The sequence below is a fragment of the Planctobacterium sp. R6 genome, from assembly GCF_055755215.1.
This window is the reverse complement of the sequence record NZ_JBVTQY010000005.1, coordinates 1-25,307: the sequence shown is the minus strand read 5'-3', so window position 1 is coordinate 25,307 and position 25,307 is coordinate 1. Positions and strand designations below refer to the sequence as shown.

22 protein-coding genes and 1 tRNA gene are annotated in these 25,307 nt (G+C 46.9%); 11 read left to right on the top strand and 12 right to left on the bottom strand.

Translation table 11 applies throughout. The features are described 5' to 3' along the window. Nucleotides 1-133: 133 nt before the first annotated feature. Entirely contained in the window at nucleotides 134-877 is a 744-nt protein-coding gene (locus AC0J20_RS04925) for a LytR/AlgR family response regulator transcription factor (RefSeq protein ID WP_473020851.1), read from the top strand. Nucleotides 878-899: 22 nt separating this feature from the next. Here AC0J20_RS04925 and AC0J20_RS04920 read toward each other — a convergent pair whose 3' ends face one another. From AC0J20_RS04920 to AC0J20_RS04910, 3 genes are all read right to left on the bottom strand, one after another. After that, complete coding sequence (locus AC0J20_RS04920; protein WP_473020850.1) at nucleotides 900-1,574, bottom strand: response regulator transcription factor; 675 nt, start codon at nucleotides 1,572-1,574, stop codon at nucleotides 900-902. A gap of 112 nt (nucleotides 1,575-1,686) precedes the next feature. After that, the gene (locus tag AC0J20_RS04915) at nucleotides 1,687-2,292 is read right to left on the bottom strand and encodes a flavodoxin family protein (RefSeq protein ID WP_473020849.1); all 606 of its coding nucleotides are present in this window, start codon (nucleotides 2,290-2,292) and stop codon (nucleotides 1,687-1,689) included. Nucleotides 2,293-2,582: 290 nt separating this feature from the next. Further along, nucleotides 2,583-2,659, bottom strand: a tRNA-Arg gene (locus AC0J20_RS04910). Between the two features lie 372 nt (nucleotides 2,660-3,031). Here AC0J20_RS04910 and AC0J20_RS04905 point away from each other — a divergent pair. Together AC0J20_RS04905 and AC0J20_RS04900 are read left to right on the top strand one after the other, a co-directional pair. Then, nucleotides 3,032-3,427 (top strand): c-type cytochrome, encoded by a 396-nt coding sequence (locus tag AC0J20_RS04905; RefSeq protein WP_229529802.1) that lies wholly within the window; start codon nucleotides 3,032-3,034, stop codon nucleotides 3,425-3,427. A 220-nt stretch (nucleotides 3,428-3,647) separates the two neighbouring features. After that, nucleotides 3,648-6,308 carry a bifunctional diguanylate cyclase/phosphodiesterase gene (locus AC0J20_RS04900; RefSeq protein WP_473020848.1) on the top strand — a complete coding sequence of 887 codons (2,661 nt, stop codon included), beginning with the start codon at nucleotides 3,648-3,650 and terminating at the stop codon, nucleotides 6,306-6,308. A gap of 7 nt (nucleotides 6,309-6,315) precedes the next feature. Here the strand turns inward: AC0J20_RS04900 and rep are convergent, their stop codons facing one another. Then, on the bottom strand, nucleotides 6,316-8,325 hold the full coding sequence (gene rep, locus AC0J20_RS04895; protein WP_473020847.1) for a DNA helicase Rep: 2,010 nt from the start codon (nucleotides 8,323-8,325) through the stop codon (nucleotides 6,316-6,318). Between the two features lie 158 nt (nucleotides 8,326-8,483). Here rep and ubiK point away from each other — a divergent pair, with 158 nt between their 5' ends. Next, a complete protein-coding gene (gene ubiK / locus AC0J20_RS04890; protein WP_473020846.1) occupies nucleotides 8,484-8,762 on the top strand; it encodes a ubiquinone biosynthesis accessory factor UbiK in 279 nt (92 codons plus the stop codon). On the opposite strand, the gene AC0J20_RS04885 is transcribed toward ubiK, so the two are convergent. After that, nucleotides 8,759-9,838: a GlxA family transcriptional regulator gene (locus tag AC0J20_RS04885; protein WP_473020845.1), complete on the bottom strand. Its 1,080-nt coding sequence runs from the start codon at nucleotides 9,836-9,838 to the stop codon at nucleotides 8,759-8,761. The genes ubiK and AC0J20_RS04885 overlap by 4 nt on opposite strands. A 65-nt stretch (nucleotides 9,839-9,903) precedes the next feature. Between AC0J20_RS04885 and AC0J20_RS04880 the strand changes: the two genes are divergently transcribed. Then, nucleotides 9,904-10,092, top strand: coding sequence for a hypothetical protein (locus AC0J20_RS04880; RefSeq protein WP_473020844.1), 189 nt, complete (start codon nucleotides 9,904-9,906; stop codon nucleotides 10,090-10,092). A 64-nt stretch (nucleotides 10,093-10,156) separates the two neighbouring features. On the opposite strand, the gene ilvA is transcribed toward AC0J20_RS04880, so the two are convergent. The 5 genes from ilvA to ilvG are packed head-to-tail and all read right to left on the bottom strand — an operon-like array spanning nucleotide 10,157 to nucleotide 16,485. Then, nucleotides 10,157-11,719 (bottom strand): threonine ammonia-lyase, biosynthetic, encoded by a 1,563-nt coding sequence (gene ilvA / locus AC0J20_RS04875; RefSeq protein ID WP_473020843.1) that lies wholly within the window; start codon nucleotides 11,717-11,719, stop codon nucleotides 10,157-10,159. Nucleotides 11,720-11,723: 4 nt separating this feature from the next. After that, entirely contained in the window at nucleotides 11,724-13,574 is a 1,851-nt protein-coding gene (gene ilvD, locus AC0J20_RS04870) for a dihydroxy-acid dehydratase (RefSeq protein ID WP_473020842.1), read from the bottom strand. A 37-nt stretch (nucleotides 13,575-13,611) separates the two neighbouring features. Next, entirely contained in the window at nucleotides 13,612-14,541 is a 930-nt protein-coding gene (locus AC0J20_RS04865; protein WP_229529810.1) for a branched-chain amino acid transaminase, read from the bottom strand. 14 nt (nucleotides 14,542-14,555) lie between these two features. Beyond that, nucleotides 14,556-14,807, bottom strand: a complete 252-nt coding sequence (gene ilvM / locus AC0J20_RS04860; protein WP_229529811.1) for an acetolactate synthase 2 small subunit — start codon at nucleotides 14,805-14,807, stop codon at nucleotides 14,556-14,558. After that, nucleotides 14,791-16,485 carry an acetolactate synthase 2 catalytic subunit gene (gene ilvG / locus AC0J20_RS04855; protein ID WP_473020841.1) on the bottom strand — a complete coding sequence of 565 codons (1,695 nt, stop codon included), beginning with the start codon at nucleotides 16,483-16,485 and terminating at the stop codon, nucleotides 14,791-14,793. Before ilvG ends, ilvM begins: the two co-directional genes overlap by 17 nt. A 332-nt stretch (nucleotides 16,486-16,817) precedes the next feature. On the opposite strand from ilvG, the gene AC0J20_RS04850 reads away from it, so the two are divergent. Next, entirely contained in the window at nucleotides 16,818-17,459 is a 642-nt protein-coding gene (locus AC0J20_RS04850) for a trimeric intracellular cation channel family protein (protein ID WP_473020840.1), read from the top strand. Between the two features lie 116 nt (nucleotides 17,460-17,575). Next, the gene (locus AC0J20_RS04845; protein ID WP_473020839.1) at nucleotides 17,576-19,087 is read left to right on the top strand and encodes a YifB family Mg chelatase-like AAA ATPase; all 1,512 of its coding nucleotides are present in this window, start codon (nucleotides 17,576-17,578) and stop codon (nucleotides 19,085-19,087) included. Between the two features lie 3 nt (nucleotides 19,088-19,090). Here AC0J20_RS04845 and ilvY read toward each other — a convergent pair whose 3' ends face one another. Continuing rightward, the gene (gene ilvY, locus AC0J20_RS04840; RefSeq protein WP_229529839.1) at nucleotides 19,091-19,948 is read right to left on the bottom strand and encodes an HTH-type transcriptional activator IlvY; all 858 of its coding nucleotides are present in this window, start codon (nucleotides 19,946-19,948) and stop codon (nucleotides 19,091-19,093) included. A 114-nt stretch (nucleotides 19,949-20,062) separates the two neighbouring features. On the opposite strand from ilvY, the gene ilvC reads away from it, so the two are divergent. The 3 genes from ilvC to AC0J20_RS04825 all read left to right on the top strand — a co-directional run bounded on the left by ilvC (nucleotide 20,063) and on the right by AC0J20_RS04825 (nucleotide 23,168). Next, nucleotides 20,063-21,547 (top strand): ketol-acid reductoisomerase, encoded by a 1,485-nt coding sequence (gene ilvC / locus AC0J20_RS04835; protein ID WP_473020838.1) that lies wholly within the window; start codon nucleotides 20,063-20,065, stop codon nucleotides 21,545-21,547. 241 nt (nucleotides 21,548-21,788) lie between these two features. Further along, nucleotides 21,789-22,634, top strand: a complete 846-nt coding sequence (locus AC0J20_RS04830) for a hypothetical protein (protein ID WP_473020837.1) — start codon at nucleotides 21,789-21,791, stop codon at nucleotides 22,632-22,634. A 183-nt stretch (nucleotides 22,635-22,817) separates the two neighbouring features. Beyond that, nucleotides 22,818-23,168, top strand: coding sequence for a hypothetical protein (locus AC0J20_RS04825; RefSeq protein WP_473020836.1), 351 nt, complete (start codon nucleotides 22,818-22,820; stop codon nucleotides 23,166-23,168). 18 nt (nucleotides 23,169-23,186) lie between these two features. Here AC0J20_RS04825 and AC0J20_RS04820 read toward each other — a convergent pair whose 3' ends face one another. Beyond that, nucleotides 23,187-23,672, bottom strand: a complete 486-nt coding sequence (locus tag AC0J20_RS04820) for a GNAT family N-acetyltransferase (RefSeq protein ID WP_473020835.1) — start codon at nucleotides 23,670-23,672, stop codon at nucleotides 23,187-23,189. 257 nt (nucleotides 23,673-23,929) lie between these two features. Between AC0J20_RS04820 and rho the strand changes: the two genes are divergently transcribed. Beyond that, nucleotides 23,930-25,195, top strand: a complete 1,266-nt coding sequence (gene rho, locus AC0J20_RS04815; RefSeq protein WP_473020834.1) for a transcription termination factor Rho — start codon at nucleotides 23,930-23,932, stop codon at nucleotides 25,193-25,195. Nucleotides 25,196-25,307: the final 112 nt, after the last annotated feature.

Sequence of the window (25,307 nt, the reverse complement as noted above, 5' to 3'; positions counted from 1 at the left end):
CTTAGCATTGTCAATTGACGAATATTTCACTCCTTCTATGGCATATTAGTTGTCCTCAGTTGAGATAAGTTCTTACCGCATTTTGCAAAATGTTGGCAGGAGTAAACACTAATAAATTGGACTTTGAGATTCTATGTACAAAGTTTTAATCGTCATAAATGATGCTGAAAGTGCCATAGGCATTAGAGCAGCCATTCAGGAGCATTTTTTAGTCTCGAAAGTGACAGTTGTCTCTTGCGAGCAGCAAGCATTTGCTGAAGTCGACCGTGAAGCCCCGGATTTTGCTATTACTGATATTGCATTTTTACACCAGAGCGCACTACGTGGCTTCTGTTTCGTATTTCCGATAATTGTATTAGGTCACTCTGGCTGCAGTGCCATTCAGGCTTTTGAGTATCGAGCTTTTGACTTTTTACTCATGCCGGTGAGTGAAATTCGCATGGAACTTGCCCTAAGGAGAGTTGTTTCCAGTCTTGGAGAGCGTCTGAGGCGACGAAATTCGTCAATCTCAGATGATTTCTTACTGGGTAGCCAGCCGAAGCCAAGAGAAAGAAAAAAGTTGGTCATTAAAGAAACCGGGCGCATACGACTTATTAGTCAGAGCGCTATTCGCTATGTAAAAGGGGCGGGGAATTACGTTGAAATTTTCTTGTTAAATGAGCGCAAAATTATGCACAGAGCCACCTTGGGCTCCATTGAAAGGCAATTGGATCCGGAGCTGTTTTGCCGAATTCACAAAAGCACCCTGATCAATATCAGTTTAATTGAAGAGTTGCGGCCTAAACCTCGGGGAGACTACAGTGTTCGACTAACGAGTGGTGAAAATTTGGTACTGAGTCGCAATAATAGAGATAAACTGGCCAGACTGATAGATTAGGTTCCGTCAATGTTCTGTTGAGTTATTCAATGTTTTGAATGGTAAATCCAACGCCGTGAATGGTTTTTAAAATAGGGAATGGGAATGGTTTATCAATAACCTGGCGGAGTTGATAAATGTGGGAACGCAGCACATTGGGCTCCCTATCCCGGTTGCCCCAAAGATTGTTAAATAGTTCGGATTGCGTCACTACTTTGGGGTAAGCCTCTGCCAGAATATCCATGATCTGAAATCCCATACGGGTGCACTTTATATTGCAGCTTTCGCGAAATAGTGCGTACGATCGCCGATCTACTATGAGTGGCCCCAAGGTTATTTTACTGTTTTTATTTAACCGGGTTCTGCGTGAAAGTGCCATTAACCGCACATACAGCTCGGGCATGGCAAAAGGCTTCGCCAGATAATCATCCGTGCCACTTTGAAATCCGCCAATGAGGTGCTCCAGGGAGTTTTGTGCTGACAACATCATCACGGGTAATGATGGGCATATCTGACTTTTCATTTGTTGGCAAAAATCATAACTATTAGTATCAGGTAAATCTCCATCCAGGACGACAACATTGTAGCTATTATCTGTTAAAAGATTTTTAGCAATACGCGCAGTTGGAGCGTAGTCAACACAATGTCCTTTTAATTCCAGGTATTCTGCTACTGATGTCGCGACTTTAATATCATGTTCAACCAGTAAAATACTCATTTCTATAGCGCTCTCATTCTGGTAATGAGCAGCATAGTAAAAGTAAAAATTATGCCTTTTTAAACCGATGATTTTAAATATTTACCTCAAAATCCAGTCATGACTCTTGTAATTACATTGAATATTTTATGTGATGTAAGCCGAGAACTTTCTCATCGGACATGCGAAAACGGCTGGCATATTTTGCCACCAGATAACCCAAATTTCTGGCTGCGTTCATTTCTGAATTTATAACGCCCTTACTTTGGATTTGAATCACAATACCCATCTTACAACTGAGCGCGTAATCTGAGTTACTGCAACTGGGCGGAACATCTGGAGTCACCCACAGCATTCCATGACTAGACGCCAGGGTAATAAGGTGTTGTAAGGTACTAATCTGCTGACAATGTTGGATTGTGCCACAGGTAAATCCCGCGGCTAATTTACCAACCCAGCGCTGTACTTGCCATTGTTCGTAACTGGCATCAGCAAAAGCTAGTAAACGCTCTGTTGTTGGATTTTCGGATGCAGGGCTACCAAATATTATTGCGTCGCATTTTGCTAACTCACTGAATGTCCATTGCGCACAGAATCGGTTACTTTGGAAGTCTTTTTCGGTTAATCGAAAATGCTTGACTCTGGTATTGCCAAATCCAATGACACCCTCAGCAATCAGGTTAGCAATTTCATGAATCTCACAATTGTTGCAGTAGTAAACAATGCCAATTAGTACCATGATCTTTGCTTCATTAACTGAAATAGTCGATGCGAACGCTATCACGGAAGAAGTGAAAAATATGTGAAATGTCAGTGGGTTATTAGCAAATCCGACTATAGTTTAGGTAAAAAGCAGGGATTAAAGTAACATGGCGGCGAGTTATCTATGAACGAAAGTAGAGTATGATATTTTTCGTGTACATGCGCACTAAAAGATAAAACGGTGAGAAAGCCGTAAACCATAAATATAGTTTTGCGTTTAAATGGAATAAAGTGCAGTTGGCTTTTTGGGTTTAAGCCTGAAAACAATGGCGCACCCGAGAGGATTCGAACCTCTGACCTCTGCCTCCGGAGGGCAGCGCTCTATCCAGCTGAGCTACGGGTGCACAAATTTGTAGTTGTGATTGAGGTGTACGAGCACCTAATCTAATCCATTTGTTGTTAACCTTTTAAGGTTTAAACCCTCCATGGTGAGGGCTTCCAGCTCGACGTCCACTTGTCTCGCGTTCATGCCTAAAACTACTCCAGGTATTCGTAGTTTTCGGGCGGCATTCACCCAGCTGAGCTACGGGTGCGTAACCGGGCGCTAATAATACGGATGTCGGGCCATTCAGGCAACCGCTTTGTGGGCTTTCCTAAAATAAAAACTAATTAGCAGGCCTGATATTCCAGTTTCCGGTTGTCGGCAGGTTTTAACTGGCTATAATCGTTACAGTTTATTAACTATGGTTTACGAAAGTCATCGCGGAATAAAAGATATGAAAAAACTGCTTACCCTGATTTTAACTACCTGCATGTTTGTTTCTGTGGCACACGGAGCAAAGAAAGATACTGATGAAGAGATAAAAGAGCGTATCAAGCCGGTAGGTAGTGTTCATGTGGCTGGTGCAGCTGCTGAATCTGCTGCAGCGGCAGGGCCGCGTTCTGGCGCAGATATTTATAATGCCTCTTGTGTTGCGTGTCATGCCAGTGGGGTTTTAGGTGCCCCTAAAAAAGGTGATGCGGCTGCATGGCAGGCGCGGGTAGATGAGAAAGGTTTTGAAACGGTTTGGCAAAACGCCCTGAACGGTATCGGTGGTATGCCTCCCAGAGGAACCTGTGGCGATTGCTCTGATGATGACATCAAGGCTGCCATCGAATTTATGATGGAATAACAGACACCCGATAGCCTTTGGTAAATTGGTGTAATTAATTTCTCCAGGCGAATGTAATACAAAACAGCTTTGAGTAAAAAGTCACAATTTTGCATTAATTTCATTCCAAATATTCTAAGAAAAGGTCACCTCAAAGGTGGCCTTTTTGTTAATGTTACGTTATTTTTAGCAACGTCTATTCTGGCGAATAATTATAATTAAATTTTGACAACAATGTGTGATGGAACAAAATAATCAGGCTGGCGTACTGTCTGAGGACGAATTGCGAGAGTTGGTCCCGCAGCTTCAAAAGGTGACAGAGAAGTACAAGCGCGCCGAAGCCATTCAAAAAGCGTTATTCGATATTTCTGAACTCTCCAGTTCAGTTAGCGAATTGTCACGCCTGTATTCCGCTGTCCATGACATTATCGCCAGCTTTATGCATGCTCGTAATTTCTACGTCGCTTTCTACGATGACAGCGAGAGCATGGTAGATTTCGTTTACTTCGTTGATGAATTCGACGAACTCACTATGAACGAAATGCCCGCGGAAAAGTTAAAAGATGGTTTCACCGGCTATGTATTAGAAACCGGTAATCATCTGTTTCTCACCAAAGAGAACTACGATCAGAAAGTTGAAGAGATCGGTATCAGCAAGCTGGGTACCCGGCCCGTTGACTGGATTGGTGTGCCGCTGAAGCGAGGTCAACGCATTATTGGTGTGATGGCGGTACAAAGCTATGACGATGCGGTTCGCTACACCGAAGACGATCTGGACATTTTACTGTTTGTGTCGCAGCACATAGTAACCACAGTGGATCGGGTTAAAAACCGTGAGTTAACCGAAAAGACGATCAGACAGCGCACTAAACAATTGCGCGACATTAACAACGAGTTGCAGGAAGAAATTAAAGAACGCCAGAAGATAGAGTCTCTGCAACAAGCCCTGTTTGAAATATCAGAGCTTTCCGCCACGATGGAAGGTGATATCCCTGATTTTTACGCTAACCTGCACGATATCCTGGCTCGTCTTATTCATGCTCCTAACCTTTATATTGCCACTTTGGATAAAGAACGCCAGTTCTTACGCTTTCCCTATTTCAGTGATCAAAAGAGTAAGGCGGCCACCCCCCGACCGTTGGGCCAGGGGCTGACGGAATATGTACTCAAACATGGCCATGCCGAACTGATAGATGCAAAACGCGCGCAGGAACTTGCCGAAGAAGGTTTGTTATGCCCGGATATTGCTGGGCGCATGTTGGCCAGTAAAAACTCCTGGATTGGCGCACCTCTGATTGTCGATGGCGAAGTGTCGGGTGTTATAGGGATTCAGGCCTATAACGAAGATTACACCTATGGTTTTAAAGATCTGGAATTATTGCGCTTTGTTTCTCACCATATTGCGGTAGCACTGGAGCGTAAAAAGGCAGCTGAAGCGATTTACGCTTACAACAACGAACTGTCTTCCCGGGTCAAAGAGCGCACTCAGGAATTGGATGAAACCAATGCCCACCTGAAAAAACAAATCGAAGAGCGTAAGCAAATCGAATTAAAGCTGATCCACGATGCGCATCACGATGCATTAACTGGATTACCTAACCGCGCTATGTTCCTCAATCGACTGGAGTTGGCATTGGCCAACAAACAGCGTTTCCCTGAGAACAAATTTGCGCTGTTGTTTATCGACCTGGACCGTTTCAAATTAATCAACGACACCCTGGGTCACCACGCGGGCGACAGCTTTTTAATTGAAGTGAGCTTGCGGGTTGATCAGTGCATCCGGGGGCACGATTTGTTAGCCCGACTGGGCGGAGACGAATTTGTGATCCTGCTGGACAACTTTGACGACGATGAAGATGTCGAAGAGGTTTCACAGCGCATTCTGGAAACCCTGAGCAAACCTTTCTGTCTGGATGGTTCAGAAATGTACTCAGGCGGCAGTATCGGTATTGCTTACGTTGAAAGCTGGTATCAAAGTGCCGATGAAATTATTCGTGACGCCGATTCCGCAATGTACCAGGCCAAATCACTGGGGCGTGGTCGCTATGTGATGTTCGACCAGAGTATGCGTGAAAAACTGCTGGAAGAGCTGGAGCTGGAAAATGACTTCCGCCGCACGTTAAAGTTAAAAGCATTCGATTGCAATTATCAGCCGGTGATCCACCTGGGCAGTGATGAAACCATTTACCATGAGTGTTATGTGCGCTGGGTGCACCCGACTATCGGCAGTGTAAAGAAAGATCAGTTTGTACGCATTATCGAACACAGTGGCATGACGATGGAAATGGATAATTTCATGCTGGAAAAGGCCTGTCAGATTTTGTCTGAGCAGGAAGATGTGCCTTTTATTTCCAAGACCGACAAGGTTGCCATCAACCTGTCCGGTAATCACCTGATGCAGGCTTCGCTGGTCAATCAGTTGATTGAGAATGTCATGTCGTCGGGTATTTCCCCGGAAAGACTGGTGATTGAAATCGACGAAACCTTATTAAACCGCAAGTCTCAGCAGGTGTTACAGTCTATTAAAATGCTCAAAAAAGCCGGGGTTACCCTGGTACTTGATAACTTTGGTAATGGCCTGGCATCCCTGAACTATCTGTGTTCTTACCCCTTTGATTACGTGAAGTTTGATCGCAAATTTATTCGTTCGCTGCCCGGATCAGAACAAAACCTGAAGCTGATCCAGTCAGTGCAGCAGATTTCGCAACACTTTGGCTTCCAGTTAATAGCAGAGGGTATCGAGAATGCCGCACAATGTGAGGCATTGGTGGGGATTGGCTGTGAGTTAGGGCAGGGCTCGTTTCTGACCGAATTTCAGAATAAATCCATCGACAAGCCGAAGGCCGAACAGGATCAAAAAAAAGTCGAAAATGAAGAAAAAGTCATTCCATTGACTGCCTGAGCCAGGTTTAACGCAGCATATTGCGTAAATTAGCAATTCCGACTTCGCCCTTTTTCTGTTTTTCTTCTTTACTGGCCGACGGCTTTTTGGTTTCCCAAACGACATCATCAACCGGAAGTTCATCCAGAAAGCGGCTGGGTTCCGGAAAGTTTATCTCTCCAAACTGTCGACGCTCTTTTGCTAATGAGAATATGAGTTCTCGTTGTGCGCGGGTAATTCCCACATAGGCCAGACGTCGTTCTTCCTCGACATTGTCCTCGTCGATACTGCTTTGATGGGGCAACAAACCTTCTTCCATACCCACCATAAATACGTATGGAAACTCCAGGCCTTTCGAGGCATGTAAGGTCATTAATTGTACGGCGTCACTGGCGTCTTCTTCCTCGTTCTTTTCCATCATGTCCCGCAGAATAAGGCGGTTAACCACTTCCACCAGACTCATGGGAGGATCGGTATCCGTGCCTTCCAGCATACCCTGTACCCAGCCGTATAAAGTACTGATATTGGCCAGGGTCATTTCCGCAGCTTTGGGTGACGCACTGGTTTCATAGACCCATTCTTCGTATTTGGCACCTTTGATCAGATCCCGCAACGCGGCATTGGTATCTCCGCGCTGGGCATTGTCTGCCAGCTCTACTATCCAGCGACCAAAACCCTGTACGGCGGCCAGTGATTTGCCGCTGAGTACCTGTGGTAATTGCGATGACAGTGACGCTTCAAATAGCGATATTTTCAGTTGATTGGCCAGATTACCCAGCTTTTCCAGTGTAGCCCGGCCAATGCCACGGGTGGGTGTGTTGATTACGCGTAACATCGCGGTATCGTCGTCGTGATTCACCAGCAATCGCAGGTAGGCCATGATGTCTTTGATTTCTGCCCGTCCAAAAAACGACATTCCACCACTGATTTTGTAGGGAATGCGATTGAGCATCAGGGATTTTTCAAAAGGCCGGGACTGGTGGTTACCGCGATATAATATGGCATAGTCTTTATAACTGGTGCCATTCATAAACTTGTGGGACATCAGTTCTGCCACCACCCGCTCTACTTCATGTTCCTCGTTTTTACACTGGATAACGCGTAATTCTGCACCGTAACTGAGTTCCGAGAATAAGCGTTTCTCAAACTCATGGGGATTATTCTGGATCAGAATATTGGCACAATGCAGAATACGACCAGAGGAGCGATAGTTTTGCTCCAGCATGATCACTCTCAGGTTAGGGTAATGTTCTTTCAGTAGGATCAGGTTTTGCGGCTTGGCACCACGCCAGGAATAAATAGACTGATCATCATCTCCCACCACGGTAAATCTGGCTCGTTCTCCCACCAGTAGGCGCACCAGTTCATATTGACTGGTATTAGTATCCTGATACTCATCCACTAACATATAGCGGATTTTGTTCTGCCACTTTTGTCGGACTTGTTGGTTTTGCTGTAACAATAAGGTTGGCAACAGGATAAGGTCGTCAAAATCCAGGGCATTGTAGGCTTGCAAATGTTCCTGATACCGCAAATAAACATGGGCAAATTCTTTTTCTCCAGTGGAGCTGACCTGGTTTAACAATTGTTGTGGCGTGATGAGATCGTTTTTCCAGTTGGAAATGCAGCTTTGCAGCAAGGACAACTGTTCCTTGTCACCGTCTATGGTGTCTTCAGTGAGATCCTTAAGCAATGCCAGGGTATCTTTATCATCAAACAAAGAAAAACCAGGCTTGATGTTCAATGCCCTGGTTTCTGATTTGATGATATTCAGACCGAGAGTGTGAAACGTCGATACTTTTAAACCCCGGGCTTCTGCTTTGCCTAGTGTCTGGCTGACCCGTTCTTTCATCTCACGAGCCGCTTTATTGGTAAAGGTTACGGCTGCGATATAGCGCGCTGGTACGTCGCATTCCCTTACCAGATAGGCTATTTTATTGGTGATAACCCGCGTTTTACCACTACCTGCGCCCGCCAATACCAGGCAGGGACCGGAAATATATTTAACTGCATCATCTTGCTGCGGATTGAGTCTCATGGGTTTCGCTTCTCAGACTGTCAACTGGGAAAATCAGGGCGGCTGATTTTACACGAGTCGGCAAAAATAATCTGTGCAATGCCACACAAAAAGTTGAGATACATAGAAAAAGCCTCCACACTGTGGTTAATCATAAAAATATGCAGGACTCAGTAAGTATGGTACTTGATCCAAAGAAACTGGAAGAAATTGCCAATAAAGTGGTAGACAGCATTCCGCCCGGTGTGAAACAAATGGCCGAAGGGGTGGATGCCAAGGTAAAACAGGCGCTGCAGCATCAGCTGAGTCGACTGGATTTTGTATCCAGAGAAGAGTTTGATGTGCAAACCTCTGTTTTACAGCGTACCCGTGAGAAACTCATTGCGCTGGAAACGCGTATGGAAGAGCTGGAGAAAGCCAACTCAGCCACGGCAAAAATCGAAAACAGCGCCGATTAGGCCTGTTGCGCTTCGGTATGCGCAAAGCCGAAGCGCTCGCGATAATTCTTCGGCGATAGCTGTGTGTGGTTGTTAAATAATTTGCGAAACGAAGCCACATCCTCATAACCCACCTTAAACACAATCTGTTCTACAGGCAGATTCGTGGATTCCAGATAGTGTTTGGCCTTTTCTACTCTGATCTTCTGCAGGTAATTCAGCGGTGTTTCGTTGCAGGCATTTTTAAAGCGCCGGATTAAAGTGCGCTTAGTCACGGCAAACTGTTCACAGATTGCATCCAGAGAAAACGGCTCAGCGTAATGTTTCATCATCCAGGCCTGAATGCTTTCTACCAATGCGTCGTGTTTATTGATGATAAACGCGGTATCAATAAAAGGCTGCTGCGACAATCGTTGTTTGTCCAGTAACAGTAATTTTGACATTTGCGTGGCGAAGATATCGTTGGTGAGCTTTTCCAGCAGCGCCATGCAAACACTAAAGTAAGACGTGGTGGCGCCTCCGGTAATGATGTTGCCATGAACAACCACCAGTTCATCCATTTTTAATTGCACATCGGGAAAGTGTTCGCTAAACAGGTTCTTCATCCACCAGACCGTGGTGGCGGGTATATCATTAAGAACTCCTGTTCTTGCAAGGCCAAAAGTGCCGGTGCAATAGCTGGCAATGAGCTTTCCTTGTTGGTGTTCCTGTCGAATAACCTCTGTTACACAATGGCAGCTATTGAGATAGGCCTCCATGTGAGCACGGTTGTGAGCAAAAATAGACACCAGAAAGACCGCATCGCCCGGTGTGTAGTCCCTGATATTTTTTGCTTTAATCGAAATACCTGCCGCGCTTTTTAACTCTTCGCCTTCGGTGCTGTATATCTGACAGCGAAATAGTTGTTCATCACAGTCCGGATGCAGATAGCGCCAAAATATGTTGCAAAACTCCATAAAGTCCACAATGCCGGTCAGGCTGGAAAACACGCAGTTAGGCGTGGCAATAATGTTAATGGTCTTCATGGGATTCTCCGTACAGACAGTTAAAACGCCAAAATCGTCTACCGATGGCAATAAAGGCACTTTAATTGTCATTATTGCCACTTCTGCGCATTATTGCAAGTGGCTAAAATTACCTCAACTTAATGAGGAGAAGCAAAATGAAACGCATGTTCAGGTTACCCGTGGTTATTGTGACACTATTGATTGGTTGGGGATTGATGATCTGGATGCAGTGGACTCAGCATCTGGAAACCAGCTTTAATCTGATTGGTATGCCCTTTATGATGCTACTGATGGGTTTTTTAGCGGTATTAGCTGCGCAGGAATCTGACGGAAGCAGTGACTGATGACAGGTATAGGTTTGGAGCAGGCAGCCTTTGGCTTGAATAAGCCAAAGGTTATTCCCGTTTGTCAGAACACGCCATTTAAATCAGACAGAAAAAATTTGTAGGCCGGATTTTCACTTTGATCTTCATAGTGATAGCCCAGTTTTTCCAGATGTTGATTAAACAAGGGAGCTTCACCGTCCGGAATATCAAAACCCGCCAACACCAGGCCCTCAGCTGCACCATGGTTGCGATAATGAAACAGGGTAATATTCCATTGTTCGCCCAGTGTAGTTAAAAAGTTAAGCAAGGCGCCGGGGTGTTCAGGAAACTCAAAGGAGTACAGCTTTTCGGTCAGCAAAGTAGGGGGTCTGCCACCTACCATATATCTGACATGCAATTTGGCAATTTCATTGTCAGACATATCAAACCATTTGTAATCCCGGTTATCTAATTTGCTGGTGATTTCCCGGTATTCTTCCTTGCCACGACGCAATTTAATGCCCACAAAGATATGAGCAGTGTCACCGGAGGAATAACGGTAGTTAAATTCGGTTATGGCCTGTTTACCCAGAATATCGCAAAACTCTTTGAAGGCACCTTTGCGTTCAGGGATTCGCACCGCAAATACCGCTTCTTTTTGTTCACCCAGTTCGCAACGTTCTGAAACATAGCGCAGTGTGTGAAAATTAATATTGGCACCACACAAGATACCGGCAAGCTTCTGATCTTTAATATTGTTTTCAAGAACGTACTTTCTTATACCCGCAACAGACAAAGCTCCCGCCGGTTCGGCGATAACCCGGGTGTCTTCAAAAATCTCTTTAATAGCCGCACAGATTTCGTCGCTGTTAACCGTGATAACTTCGTCCACCAGACGTTGACACAAACGAAAGGTTTCCGTGCCCATGGTTTTTACGGCTACACCATCGGCAAAAATCCCCACAGAAGGTAATGTTACCGGTTTGCCTGCAGCCAGTGCCGCTTTCAAACAGGCGGAGTCTTCCGCCTCGACGGCAACAATTTTAACATCGGGCTTGAGCTGCTTAACAAATACCGCGATTCCGGCAGCCAAACCACCCCCGCCAACGGCGATAAACAGCGTATCCAGATGGGGGTTTTGTTCCAGTAACTCACGGGCAATAGTACCCTGACCAGCGATTACGTCCGGTGTGTCAAAAGGTGGGATCATGGTGTAACCATGCTCTGCCGCCAGGCGTCTGGCTTCGTCACTGGCAGCATCAAAGCTGGTGCCATGCAGGATAATGTTTATCCAGTCACCACCAAATGAGCGCACAGCGTCAATTTTTATGTCGGGCGTGGTTTCCGGCATAACGATGGTAGCCCGTATTTTCTTCTTAAAAGCGGAATAGGCAACGCCCTGGGCATGATTACCGGCAGAGGCAGCAATGACGCCTTTTTGCAATGCTTCGTCGCTCAGGTGGGTGATGCAATTGTACGCCCCCCGGAGTTTGAAAGATTTAACCGGTTGCTGATCTTCACGTTTCAACCAGACTTCATTGCCCATGGCCTGGGACAAACGCTGCATGTATTGCAGTTCAGTGTTCCTGGCAACATCATAAACCGGTGATAACAGGACTTTTTTCAGGTATTCACTGTCAGATACCACAACTTCAGTATCACTCATACCCTTAGTCCTTTAATTTAGCGATATCTCTTACCGCACCTTTGTCGGCACTGGTGGCCAGCATTGCAAAGACTTTCAGTGCATTTGAGACTGCACGTTCTCTATTAACCGGACGCCAGGGAGATGCAGAACTCTCCATGCTGTTACGCCGTTGTTCTAATATTTCCTGACTCAAATCCACGTTAATGGTTCTGTTGGGGATATCGATAATGATGGTATCCCCTTCTTCCACCAGACCGATGCCACCACCGCTGGCTGCTTCAGGTGAACAATGCCCGATCGACAGTCCGGAAGTACCACCGGAAAAACGGCCATCAGTGATCAGGGCGCACGACTTGCCTAAGCCTTTTGATTTCAGATAAGAGGTGGGGTACAGCATTTCCTGCATACCAGGGCCACCTTTAGGGCCTTCGTAACGAATAATAACGGCGTCACCGGCCACCACTTCGTCATTTAAGATGGCTTCTACTGCCGCATCCTGACTTTCATAAATGCGCGCCCGACCGGTAAACTTCCAGATAGACTCATCTACACCGGCGGTTTTCACAATACAGCCATTTTCAGCAATGTTACCGAATAACACCGCAAGTCCACCTTCCTGGCTGTAAGCGTGTTCGATGCTTCGGATACAGCCGTTCTCACGATCTGTGTCTGGTGCCGGGTAGCGACAACTCTGACTAAAAGCCTGAGTGGTACGTATCCCTGCTGGGCCTGCAGAATAGAAAGTAAGCGCTTGCTTGTTTTGATTATTGGTTATATCCCAGTTAGCGATTACTTCACTAATGGTGCTTCCCAGAACGTGTGGAGAGTCGGAATGCAGTAAACCGCCGCGCTCCAGTTCTGCCAAAATAGCCAGTACACCACCGGCCCGGTGTACGTCTTCCATATGGTACTTATTAGTTGCCGGTGCCACTTTAGATAAATGGGGAACTTTACGGGACAACCGGTCGATATCAGCCATGGTAAAGGGAATTTCACCTTCCTGGGCCGCTGCCAATAAATGCAATATCGTGTTGGTGGAACCGCCCATGGCAATATCCAGACTCATGGCATTTTCAAAGGCGTTAAAGTTGGCAATGTTACGCGGTAACATGCTGTCATTGTCCTGCTCATAGTAGGCTTTACACATAGCTACAATTTGCTGCCCTGCCTGAATAAACAGTTTTTCACGATCAGCATGTGTGGCCAGTAACGAGCCATTGCCCGGTAGGGATAACCCCAGAGCTTCGGTCAGACAGTTCATAGAGTTGGCGGTAAACATACCTGAGCAGGAACCACAGGTGGGGCAGGCAGAGCGCTCAATTTGCGCAGTGTCTTCGTCAGATACCTTATCGTCTGCCGCTGCTACCATGGCATCCACCAGGTCTAGCTTGATGATCTGGTCAGAAAGTTTGGTTTTTCCGGCTTCCATTGGACCACCGGAAACAAAAATTGTGGGGATATTTAAACGCATAGCCGCGTTCAGCATCCCGGGTGTGATTTTGTCGCAGTTGGAGATACACACAATGGCATCGGCACAATGGGCGTTCACCATGTATTCCACTGAGTCTGAGATCAGGTCACGGGAAGGCAGGCTATACAGCATGCCGCCGTGCCCCATCGCAATGCCATCGTCCACCGCGATAGTGTTGAACTCTTTGGCAACACCGCCGGCTTCTTCGACTGCTCTGGCAACCAGTTGCCCCAAATCTTTGAGGTGCACATGGCCCGGCACAAACTGGGTGAAGGAGTTGGCAATCGCAATAATGGGTTTGCCGAAATCATTATCCTTCATCCCTGTTGCCCGCCAGAGTGCTCTGGCGCCGGCCATGTTTCTACCGTGAGTGGTGGTTGCTGAACGCAGTCGTTTTGGCATTTTTACTACCTATATCAATATGTTAATTTAAGAATATTTATTCTACTGGTGTTAACCAGCCCCACTTGTCTTCAGTTTTTCCATTGAAAAGACCAAAGAAAGCGTCCTGTACTTTTTCGGTGATTGGGCCACGGCCACCGTTACCGACCGGAATGCCGTCAACACTGCGCACTGGCGTAACTTCGGCGGCGGTACCACACATCAGCACTTCATCAGCCAGGTATAGAGATTCACGTGGAATGTTTTCTTCGCGTACTTCATAGCCCATTTCGCGCAATAAAGTCATAACCGTGTCACGGGTAATACCTGGCAAGATCGCCGCAGTTTTAGGTGTGGTGGCTACCACGCCGTTGCGGATCACAAACAGGTTTTCACCGGCGCCTTCACTGACGTAGCCGTTTACGTCCAGTGCAATACCTTCGCCGTAGCCGTGACGACGGGCTTCCATCGAGATCAGCTGCGAAGACATATAGTTACCACCGGCTTTGGCACCCGTGGGCATGGTATTGGCTGCCAGACGGTTCCAGGAAGAAACACCGGCATCAACCCCGTTTTTCAGGGCTTCATCACCCAGGTATGCACCCCAGGGGAATGCCGCAATCGCCAGATCCACTTCCGTACCGAAGGGTACCTGCAGGCCCATACCGATATCACCATAAAAGGCGATAGGACGAATGTAGGCGGATTTCAATTCATTTTTTCTCAGAATGGCTAAGGTTGCTTCATTGATGTCATCCTGAGTGTGGGGGATAGTCATGCGATATACTTTGGCAGAATCGAACAAACGGCGGGTATGCTCCTGCATTCTGAACACACAAGGTCCTTTATCTGGCGTATCATAAGCGCGCACACCTTCAAAGACTGAAGAGCCGTAGTGAATGGCGTGAGTTAATACGTGAACCGTGGCTTTTTCCCAAGGAATGATTTCACCGTTGAACCAGATGTGATCTGCAAGTTTTTTAGACATTGTTATTTCCTAGTTTATGCCGTCGCCTTGAGCGGCATCTCATGTTGAATAGTTAAGCGAGCCAGATCATACAACTTATTCAGTTGGCTGGTTAGTATGTTGATGGAATGTTGCCCAGAAACTTTTAACTGAACTGTCAACTTATCCTGTCCTTCCGGCTGCATTTGCATACCTTCGAGATGAAATTGTCGATAGCGCACCACCTGAAGGACGCGTTCTAATACTGCGGGTTGATTGTGTAATTGCAGTTCAATTTGATATTGCATGGTGTTCCTCCATCATGTTGTGGTTTGCTGTATTGGGTGGCACGATTGGCCAGACATTTTCCTGAGTGCTTAATCTGACGTGTAATAAACAGGGTGAATCAGACTGTAGAAACCAGTCCAGTTTCGCTTCGACATCGGCAACAGACTCCAGCACTTCGGCCTCTAATCCAAAGGCTTGGGCGACTTTGGAAAACTCCGGGTTGTCCGACAGATTGGTTTCGCTGTAGCGTTCCTCGTTAAACAATTCCTGCCACTGTTTCACCATGCCTAAGCGCTGATTATCCATTACCAGAATTTTTACCGGAATACGGTAGCGGTTTAAGGTAGCTAACTCCTGGATATTCATCATAAAAGAGCCATCACCACACACCGCCACCACATTTTTCTGCGGGTTTTCCAGTTGCGCTCCAATGGCGGCCGGTAAACCAAATCCCATAGTGCCCAGGCCGCCGCTGCTCAGATGACTGGTGGGAGAGGAAAACTGAATATGTTGCGCCACCCACATTTGATGCTGGCCTACGTCACAGCACACGATATCACTGTGGTTGAGTTTATTACTTAACATACGCAGTAATTTAGGGCCGGAAATCTGTTGCTCCTGCGGCGAAAACACATAATTTTGCTGGTGTTGTTGTTGCAGGTTTGCACATCTGGCTTGCCAGTCGGCGAACTGTATCTCACGGCATAACTTTGGCAGTACCTGTTTGATATCCGCTTTGATGGCAGCATCAGCCGCGCGGCGCTTGCCTATTTCCGCGGCATCAATATCGATATGGATCAGTTTGGCGTTGGGGGCGAATTCGTTGAGCTTGCCGGTGGCTCTGTCATCCAGGCGCGCTCCGGCGACCAGCAATAAATCGGCTTCCTGAACCGCATAATTGGCTGGTGGTAGGCCGTGCATTCCTAACATGCCCAGATTCAGCGCATAATCTTTGTCCACCGTGCCCAGGCCTTTTAAGGTGGAAACGGCTGGCATCCCTGTGTCCTGCAAAAATTCATTCAGGGCCTGCTGAGCGTGACCCATTACTACGCCACCTCCCACATAAAGCACCGGTTTTTGACTGGACTTCAATAATTGATTGGCAATGGCGATAGATTGTAAGTTGTTGTTATCCAGCTCTTTTATAGAAGAATTAAAATTCTCTTTACCTGGTTTGGATACTGTTTCCGGCTGCGCATTTAGTTCAGCCAGAAAAACGTCTTTGGGTATATCCACTAATACCGGACCCGGTCTGCCTTCGATGGTCAGATCCCAGGCGGATTGCAAAATTTCCGGTAATTGCTCAATGCGTTCGACTACAAAACTGTGTTTGGTGATGCTCAGAGATAAACCCAGAACATCCACTTCCTGAAAGGCATCGCTGCCCATGGCGCTGGTGGGTACCTGGCCGGTTAATACCAGCAGGGGCACAGAATCTAACTTGGCGTCTGCGACTGCCGTTAACAGGTTGGTGGCACCGGGGCCGGATGTGCCGATGCAAACAGCGGTCTGGTTACTGCTGCGGGCCTGGCCGATGGCGGCGAAAGCCGCACCCTGTTCATGCCGGGTAAGGTAGTGGCTCACCGGAGAATCCAGCATGGCATCGTAAAGCGGCATAACCGCTCCACCGGGGTAACCAAAAACCCGTTGACAAGCTTGTTTCTCTAAAAACGCCAATATGTATTCTGCACCATTCATAACATTTACTTTTTCAGTGGCCCTAAAACGAAAAAACCCCCGGACTTTCGTGCGGGGGTTTTGCTAAATTCGGTATTTTCGAAAACCTATAGCCGACCCCGCAGCGAGCTAATAATCACCACGACCACGACAACGAGGCTGTTAAGAACAGTCTGCATTTTGCCTGGGTTAATGGTAAGAGTTGGGATCATTAGTCTTCTGTTTTTGGGATGCCGGGGCATCGGTTTTCGTCACTTTTTATACAATTACCATAGCGGTAGATTTTATCGCAAGCTTTATTTTTATAATTTTTGCATTAGTCTGTGGGCATAAATGAATAACGAGAGCAGAAATTGAATAGCTGGTTATATTGGGTGGACCTGGCCGGAGTAGCGGTATTTGCCATATCCGGCACCTTAATGGCCTTCAGAAAAAGCATGGATGGCTTTGGCGTTTTAGTACTGGCAGCGGTAACCGCCATTGGTGGTGGAACTTTGCGGGACATGATCCTGAACGTGCCGGTTTACTGGCTGACGGACAAGAATTTCTTTCTGGTGATCCTCGCCGCCGCGCTGTCCACCATGATGCTGTTGCGCATTACCCACTGGTTTCCCATGCGCTACCTGTTGCTGGCTGATGCCATCGGACTGGCATTTTTCAACATGATGGGCCTGCAAAAGGCACTCGCTTATGGTACCACGCCTTTTGTGGCGGTGTTTATGGGCGTGATGACCGGCGTATTCGGTGGGTTGATTCGCGATGTGATTTGCCGGGAAATCCCGCTGGTGCTACGCGGTGAACTCTATGCCATGACCTGTGTCGCAGGTGGTCTGGTGTACATTGCCACTGAAACTTTTTTCCACAATATCCACCTGGCCATGCTGCTCTGTGTTGTAAGTACTTTGCTGCTGCGCGTTGCCGCTATTCACTGGCACTGGCATTTCTGGGTGTTTAAAGCCGGCGACCATCCCATGATGCGTGACGCCGATAAATAGTGCGTGAATCCCGGAGCATGAGGAACAGGCACTAAAAACTGTACTTTTTAGCCCTTGTTCACGGGGGCGATTACTCTAAACTTGAGCGCAGTTTGGATTTTGCAAAGGAATTGCATATGGCACTGGCTGTGGTGAAAACACGCGCTGTTTTGGGGGTGGATGCACCTTTGGTTACGGTAGAAGTGCATCTCTCAAATGGGCTGCCGGGCTTCAATATCGTGGGCTTGCCCGAAGCCTCTGTCAGAGAAGCCCGCGATAGGGTACGAAGTGCCTTGCTCAACTCTCATTTTGAATTCCCCGGCAAAAAAATCACAGTTAACCTGGCACCGGCAGATCTTCCCAAGGAAGGCGGGCGCTTTGATCTGGCGATTGCCATCGGCATCATTGCTGCTTCAGGGGTGACACCGGAAATGGATATTGCGCACTATGAGTTTATTGGCGAGTTGGCATTGTCCGGTGAATTGCGACCGGTTAGCGGCATTCTGCCCGTCTCCGTGGCGGCCCGAAATGCAGGAAAACAGCTGATTTTACCGGCTGCCAATCAGGACGAAGCCATGCTGGTATCGGATGCCCGGGTTTATGCAGCCTTGAGTTTTAAAGAGGTTTTTTTGCATCTGTCGGGAAGCCGAAAAATTGCGCCTTCGCTGGTGAAAGACTCTCAGGAAGCGCAAAGCGAAAACCCGGATCTGGCTGAAATCATTGGCCAGCAACAGGCCAAGCGAGCCCTGACGATAGCGGCTGCAGGTCGGCACAACCTGTTGTTTTGTGGTCCGCCGGGTACCGGAAAAACCATGCTGGCTACGCGCCTGGCAGGATTGTTGCCACCTATGTCGGAACAGGAGTCCTTGCAAACGGCTACTGTAAAATCTGTCGCCAATTTGCCTTTCAATGCCAAAAACTGGCGTCTCAGGCCATTTCGCAATCCCCATCATACCTCTTCTGCTGTGGCGCTGGTGGGTGGCGGCAGTAAACCTGTGCCAGGAGAGATCAGTCTGGCGCACAATGGTATTTTGTTCCTGGATGAACTAACTGAATTCCCGCGCAAGGTGCTGGACGTGCTGCGGGAGCCGCTGGAAGCCGGGGAAATCACCATATCCAGAGCTGCACAAAAAGCGGTGTTCCCGGCCCGTTTTCAACTGATTGCGGCCTTAAATCCCAGCCCCTCCGGCGATGTGAATGACGGCAGGCACACGCCTGACCAAATATTGAAGTATCTGAACCGGGTGTCAGGCCCGTTTTTAGACCGCATAGATTTGCAGGTAGACGTCCCGAGATTGTCAAAACAGGATCTGCAACTTGCGCGAACACAACCGGTTGAAAACAGTCAACAGGTACGGCAACAGGTGTTGACGGCAATGGCGGTGCAGTATGAAAGAGCCGGAAAACTTAATGCCGAACTGAGTAATGCCGAGGTGAAACAGTTTTGCATTTTATCCGAGTCCGATCAGCAATTTCTGGATATGGTACTGGAAAAACTTCGGCTTTCCATTCGCACCTATCAGCGCCTGTTAAAAGTTGCCCGAACCATCGCCGATCTGGCGGGGCAGGAAGACATTCAGCGTCAGCATTTGAGCGAAGCGCTGGGTTATCGCGCTCTGGATCGCATCATCGCCAATCTGTTGCGTTGAACCTTAAATTTGCTCAAAAAACGCTTTTATCACCGGCTCATCACGACGTTTTTCCAGACAACATAATCCCAGGCGATAAGATTCTATATTATTGATTTCAATGATATTTACCTTGTCGGCGATGGTGGAGTAGTGGACCACAATTTCCGGCACTATGGCAATACCACAGCCCAGTGCCACCATGCTCAAAATAGCCTCGTTACCGCCAACGCTGGCATATACTCTGGGTCGTATACCCTGCTCGCTGAGCCAGTGATGTACTATGCGTTTTGACGGGCCGATATCCGGTAAAATCATTTGTTCGTCAGTCCAGACCAGGTCTGATATTTTGCGCGCCGGGTGTTTTTTGGGGGTGATCATCACCAGTGGCACCTGATCCAGGTGCTGAAAATACAGTTCCTGCGGAAAGTTAGGGGTGTGAATGGCAATGGCCAGGTCGGAACTTTGCTCCATGACCCGTTGCACCGACTCGCCCGGGTTACCTGTTGCCAGTTTGATTTCAACTCTGGGGTGACTATCGCGAAAGCCTTCCAGCAACGGTGGCAGGTGACTGACACTGGCCGTTACGGTACAAAACAGACTGAGTTCGCCCTGCAAAGCCTGCATTTGTTCGTTGATATCCCCTTGCAACGTTTGCCATTGGCGCGTGATTTCTTCGGCAAACACTAAAAAGCGCTGTCCCGCCGGGGTGAGCTTGGCGGTTCTGTTATCCCGCACAAGGAGACTGGAACCCACTTCATCTTCCAGTCGTTGGATCACACGGGATAATGTGGAAGGGCTGATATACATGGCTTCAGCGGTTTTCCCAAAGTGCAGGGACTGCGCCAGATGTTTGAATATTTGCAGTGACCGGAAGTCCATTACTTATCCATGTTGCAAAAAATGAAACGTGATGTTGCGAATATATCATTTTTCACAACGACTAAAAAGTCGTATTGTTGTTCCCGGATTAATCGTCACAGATTATTAAGAGTTATGGGAAATTATTTTAATTCATTGCCTTTGCGTAAGCAGTTAGACCAGTTAGGTCGTTGTCGTTTCATGAGCCGTTCTGAATTTGCAGATGGCTGTGATTTTATGAAAGGTAAAAAAATCGTCATCGTAGGTTGTGGTGCTCAGGGTCTGAATCAGGGCCTGAATATGAGAGATTCCGGCCTGGATGTGAGTTATGCATTACGTCAGTCAGCGATTGACGAAAAGCGCGCATCTTATCAAAGAGCCACTGAAAACGGCTTTACGGTAGGTAACTATCAGGATCTGATCCCTCAGGCTGATTTGGTCTACAACCTGACGCCGGATAAGCAACACGCCAGCGTGGTTGAAGCCGTAATGCCGCTGATGAAAGACGGCGCCGCATTGGGCTATTCGCACGGTTTTAATATCGTTGAAGAAGGTCAACAGATCCGCCCTGACATCACGGTTGTGATGTGTGCACCTAAGTGCCCAGGCACAGAAGTGCGTGAAGAATACAAGCGTGGTTTCGGTGTGCCGACATTGATTGCGGTTCACCCAGAAAATGACCCCAAAGGTGAAGGTTGGGATATCGCGAAAGCCCTGGCCTCTGCAACAGGCGGAGACAGAGCCGGTGTGTTGGAGTCCTCTTTCGTTGCGGAAGTAAAATCCGACCTGATGGGTGAACAAACCATTCTGTGCGGTATGCAGCAAACTGCTGCGATTCTGGCTTACGATAAAATGGTAGCTGAAGGCATCGATGCCGGCTATGCCGGAGCATTGGTTCAGTATGGCCTTGAAGCAATCACTGAAGCACTGAAAATCGGTGGAGTTACCAATATGCTGGACCGTTTGTCGAATGCTGACAAACTGAAAGCCGTAGCTTTGTCTGATGAACTAAATGGTTTATTGCGTCCTCTGTTTGAAAAGCACATGGACGACATCATGTGTGGTGAGTTTTCCAAAACCATGATGGAAGACTGGGCCAACGGTGATGCCAACTTATTGAAATGGCGTGAAGAAACAAACTCTACTGGGTTTGAGCAGGCGCCTAAATATGACGGCACCATCAATGAGCAAGAATTTTTTGATAACGGCATCTTTATGGTAGCCATGATCAAAACGGGTGTAGAACTGGCCTTCGACGTTATGGTTGAGGCGGGAATTCTGCCAGAGTCTGCTTACTACGAATCTCTGCACGAGACACCGTTAATAGCAAACACTATTGCCCGTAAGCGTTTATACGAAATGAATGTGGTTATTTCGGATACTGCAGAGTATGGAAACTATCTGTTTGCGAATGTAGCTGTACCACTTCTGAGAGAGAAGTTGATGCCTGAAATTGGTACCGACCTGATCGGTAAAAGTTCCGGTGCATCCAACAGTGTTGATAACAAAGCATTAGTTCTGGCGAACCATGCATTGCGCAATCACCCTGTTGAAACCATTGGTACAGACTTACGCGGTTACATGACTGACATGAAAACAATTGTGGCAGCCAGTAACTAAGTTCCCAAACAGATTTGTCTCCCACGTTGACAATTTCTGTCGTTAGGTGCTTTAAAAGCCCTGTTAGCCCGGTGAATTTCGCCGGGCTTTTTTTATGTGGTTCGGCAAAAATTCCCCGACTGACAAAACCGTAAGGCAATGTCTTACAGCAACTGAATTTTTTTAGCCTTTGCTTCTAAACGTCATACAGGTAGTCTGACGAAAATTTTTTGACCCAACGGAAAGAATCAAGGAAGCTCACATGAAAAAGGTACTGATACCCCTAATACTGTTTTTCGTTTCTACCGCCAATGCTACGCAGGATAAGGCTGCACTGGTGGATGCCGTACTAAAGCAATCCAGCATCGAAATTTCCATCATGAATATGCCTGCACAGTTGTCTCAACTGCCAGCCATGATGCCAATGGAGGCACAGCAAAAACAAGTTCTGATGGATGATGTTGTGGCAACGATTATGAATGACTTTAACGAAGTTGAAGTATTCAACGCCGTTAAACAGCATTTTGTACAGCAGGGTGACAGCGATAAATTGCGTTTAGTCCTGAACTGGTTAAACAGTCCGGAAGGTCGGGAGATCACACAGGTGGAAATCCTGGCGCAACAAATCGACCCACTGGCAATGCAGCAATATATTATGGCTTTTACTCCAGAAGCGTTAGGGCGACGTAAAATGGCGTTGTTTAGCGATTTGGTTGCTGCTTCTGAAATGAACGAAATGATGTTCAAGATGATGGAAAAGTTCATGCCTGCCATGATGAAGGGCGTGGTGGAAATTGATAAGGCGCTGGGCCAAAATCGCATCAGCGATCCGGTGGAGTTTGAACGGACCTTTCGCAAGCAAATTACCATGATGCGTGATCAACTGGGGCCTATGTTGGAAATGCAAATGGTTGCTACATTTAGCTATATGTTTCGCGATGCTTCTGACCCGTCATTAGAGGCCTATAGTCAGTTCCTGGCTTCAGAAGCTGGACAGCATTACATGGCGTTGAGTGTAGATTCAATATTAGAGTACGGCGTTGACTGGATGGAACACATGTTGACCGGAATGGCAAAAGTCATTGTCGCCAATAGTGTCAATGAGTAGGTAAGCAATGCCGATTATTGGACCAGTTTTTGAGTACTTAATAAGTGATTAAAACTGGCTAGGCATACTTTTCCTCGAATTTTCCTCAGTCTGCTATGCTCCTTAGTATGAAAAATCATGTGAGCTGACTGAATATCTGATTTTGTTGCTCCATTTAAAAAACGTGATTTAAGGAGTGCTATTTTGGATCTAACCTCAAAATCGGATGCGGAAATACATCAAATTGCAGAACCCATTTATCGTGAGCTTGTTGAAGGTTCAAATACCAGAAATTGGGATGTATTCACCCAATACGCTCCGGAAGAACTAAAAACGCCGGAGCTTAAAAGGGATGTAGAAGAGCAATGGAAGCACGTCCCTTTTTTAACTTCTTTAAGTGAACAAAAAGAGTTGTTGGGTATTCTTCGCAGAGGAGAAACCATTCATGTGCTCTGGAAGCAGTGGAGTCTCAACGATGATATGCAATACCTTGGGGTCTTAATTTTACAAAATCAGGTTTCTCCAATCAGAGTAAATGGCTTTTTTTTCAAATAAGGGACATTTACTAGCAGGCTAAACCAATTTCAACTCCATAAACTGGGCGGTGCCAGCGGCTTCATCCAGTTGATATAATTTAAAACCAAATTTGTTGTAAGCCTGAATGGCGGCTTTGTTATTGGATAACACTTCCAGTGTCACTTTGCAGCAGCCGTCTTTTTTGGCCTTTTCTGCAACCGCAGATAGTAAATGCTTACTTAATCCTTGCCCTCTGAAATCGCTGTGCACTACAAAGTCATGGATATTGATAAGCGGTTTGCAGGCAAAGGTGGAAAACCCTGTAAAGCAGTTACACATGGCAGCGGGTTTGCCTTCTATATAAATGATAAAGGAGAATGCACCCGGGGTCTGTGCCAGGGATTTAGCCAGATTTTGATGAACAAATTCGCTCAGTGGTTCGCCACCACCCATAGGGTCCTGAGCATAATGATTGAGCATAGCAACTAAATCACTGGCCTGATGAGGGTTGTTGTAATCTACTTCGATAAGGTTAAACGTCATGTCTGTGTTCCCTGTTAATTCCTATTGTAGCCGCTGGTATCCCCTGTTTTAGCGCTAATCCGGCCTGATGGGTGGCTAATTTCGGTAATTCGCATTTTTTACTTGTTCAATTAAATTTTTGGTGCTAGTTTTAATCTTGTTCACACCTGAACATCCTTGTTACTCACGATTTCTATCCGAGAATAAACAAAATAATTGACCCAGACAACAGCAAACACGCCAGAGGCGTATCACATCAATTATAAAGATCCTTCCATATGAACCTGACTGAACTGAAAAAGAAACCCATCAATGAACTCGTCTCTTTAGCGGAAGAAATGGGCATTGAAAACATGGCCCGCGCCCGTAAACAAGACATCATCTTCGCGATCCTTAAAACTCACGCAAAAAGCGGCGAAGATATTTTTGGCGACGGTGTCCTTGAAATTTTACAAGATGGTTTTGGCTTTCTGCGCTCTGCTGACTCATCTTATTTGGCCGGACCGGACGATATCTATGTATCTCCCAGCCAAATCAGACGCTTTAACCTTCGCACTGGTGATACCATTTCAGGAAAAATCAGACCACCAAAGGATAGTGAGCGCTACTTTGCACTGTTGAAGATAAACCAGGTTAACTTTGATAAACCTGAAAATTCCAGAAACAAAATTTTATTCGAAAACCTGACGCCACTGCATGCAGAACAACGCCTGAGAATGGAACGTGGCAACGGTAGTACCGAAGACATTACCGCGCGAGTGTTAGATCTTGCTTCTCCTATCGGTAATGGTCAGCGTGGTCTGATTGTAGCCCCGCCAAAAGCCGGTAAAACATTGTTATTACAGAACATCGCCCAGTCAATTGCTGCCAATCACCCGGATTGCCAGTTAATGGTATTGCTGATTGATGAACGTCCGGAAGAAGTAACCGAAATGCAGCGCCTGGTGCAGGGCGAAGTGGTTGCCTCTACCTTTGATGAGCCAGCCAGCCGTCACGTGCAGGTGGCTGAAATGGTGATTGAGAAAGCCAAGCGTCTGGTAGAGCACAAGAAAGACGTGGTTATTTTATTGGATTCAATTACTCGTCTGGCACGTGCCTACAACACCGTTATTCCAAGTTCCGGTAAGGTACTGACCGGTGGTGTTGATGCTAATGCGCTACACAAGCCTAAGCGTTTCTTTGGTGCGGCTCGAAATGTAGAAGAAGGTGGCAGCCTGACTATCATCGCAACGGCATTGATCGATACCGGCTCTAAGATGGATGAAGTTATCTACGAAGAGTTTAAAGGTACCGGTAACATGGAATTGCACCTGAACCGCAAGATTGCAGAAAAACGCGTATTCCCGGCTATCGACTTTAATCGCTCTGGTACCCGTCGTGAAGAGCTGCTGACTTCACAGGATGAGCTGCAGAAAATGTGGATCCTGAGAAAAATCGTGCACGAAATGTCAGAGATTGATGCGATGGAATTCCTCATTGGCAAGCTGTCTATGACTAAAACCAATGATGAGTTCTTTGATGCCATGAAGCGTCAAAAGAGCTGATAAACGGCAGAAATACCAAAAAAGGCGCTGTTTTAGCTGTCTCTTGATCACAAGTCTGATTCAAGAGACTTAGCCAATTCATAGCCTTCAAGGATGGCTTGTAGTTTGAGCC

Bases quoted from the DNA above. Each gene is read 5' to 3' on its own strand.
- ilvA (WP_473020843.1), bottom strand. From the start codon at position 11,719: ATGAGTGATACTGAAGTTGTGGTATCTGACAGTGAATACCTGAAAAAA.
- AC0J20_RS04925 (WP_473020851.1), top strand. From the start codon at position 134: ATGTACAAAGTTTTAATCGTCATAAATGATGCTGAAAGTGCCATAGGC.
- ilvY (WP_229529839.1), bottom strand. From the start codon at position 19,948: ATGGACTTCCGGTCACTGCAAATATTCAAACATCTGGCGCAGTCCCTG.
- ubiK (WP_473020846.1), top strand. From the start codon at position 8,484: ATGGTACTTGATCCAAAGAAACTGGAAGAAATTGCCAATAAAGTGGTA.
- ilvD (WP_473020842.1), bottom strand. From the start codon at position 13,574: ATGCCAAAACGACTGCGTTCAGCAACCACCACTCACGGTAGAAACATG.
- AC0J20_RS04900 (WP_473020848.1), top strand. From the start codon at position 3,648: ATGGAACAAAATAATCAGGCTGGCGTACTGTCTGAGGACGAATTGCGA.
- rep (WP_473020847.1), bottom strand. From the start codon at position 8,325: ATGAGACTCAATCCGCAGCAAGATGATGCAGTTAAATATATTTCCGGT.
- AC0J20_RS04820 (WP_473020835.1), bottom strand. From the start codon at position 23,672: ATGACGTTTAACCTTATCGAAGTAGATTACAACAACCCTCATCAGGCC.
- AC0J20_RS04845 (WP_473020839.1), top strand. From the start codon at position 17,576: ATGGCACTGGCTGTGGTGAAAACACGCGCTGTTTTGGGGGTGGATGCA.
- ilvG (WP_473020841.1), bottom strand. From the start codon at position 16,485: ATGAATGGTGCAGAATACATATTGGCGTTTTTAGAGAAACAAGCTTGT.
- AC0J20_RS04905 (WP_229529802.1), top strand. From the start codon at position 3,032: ATGAAAAAACTGCTTACCCTGATTTTAACTACCTGCATGTTTGTTTCT.
- AC0J20_RS04865 (WP_229529810.1), bottom strand. From the start codon at position 14,541: ATGTCTAAAAAACTTGCAGATCACATCTGGTTCAACGGTGAAATCATT.
- rho (WP_473020834.1), top strand. From the start codon at position 23,930: ATGAACCTGACTGAACTGAAAAAGAAACCCATCAATGAACTCGTCTCT.
- AC0J20_RS04920 (WP_473020850.1), bottom strand. From the start codon at position 1,574: ATGAGTATTTTACTGGTTGAACATGATATTAAAGTCGCGACATCAGTA.
- AC0J20_RS04915 (WP_473020849.1), bottom strand. From the start codon at position 2,292: ATGGTACTAATTGGCATTGTTTACTACTGCAACAATTGTGAGATTCAT.
- ilvC (WP_473020838.1), top strand. From the start codon at position 20,063: ATGGGAAATTATTTTAATTCATTGCCTTTGCGTAAGCAGTTAGACCAG.
- AC0J20_RS04885 (WP_473020845.1), bottom strand. From the start codon at position 9,838: ATGACAATTAAAGTGCCTTTATTGCCATCGGTAGACGATTTTGGCGTT.
- AC0J20_RS04880 (WP_473020844.1), top strand. From the start codon at position 9,904: ATGAAACGCATGTTCAGGTTACCCGTGGTTATTGTGACACTATTGATT.
- AC0J20_RS04830 (WP_473020837.1), top strand. From the start codon at position 21,789: ATGAAAAAGGTACTGATACCCCTAATACTGTTTTTCGTTTCTACCGCC.
- ilvM (WP_229529811.1), bottom strand. From the start codon at position 14,807: ATGCAATATCAAATTGAACTGCAATTACACAATCAACCCGCAGTATTA.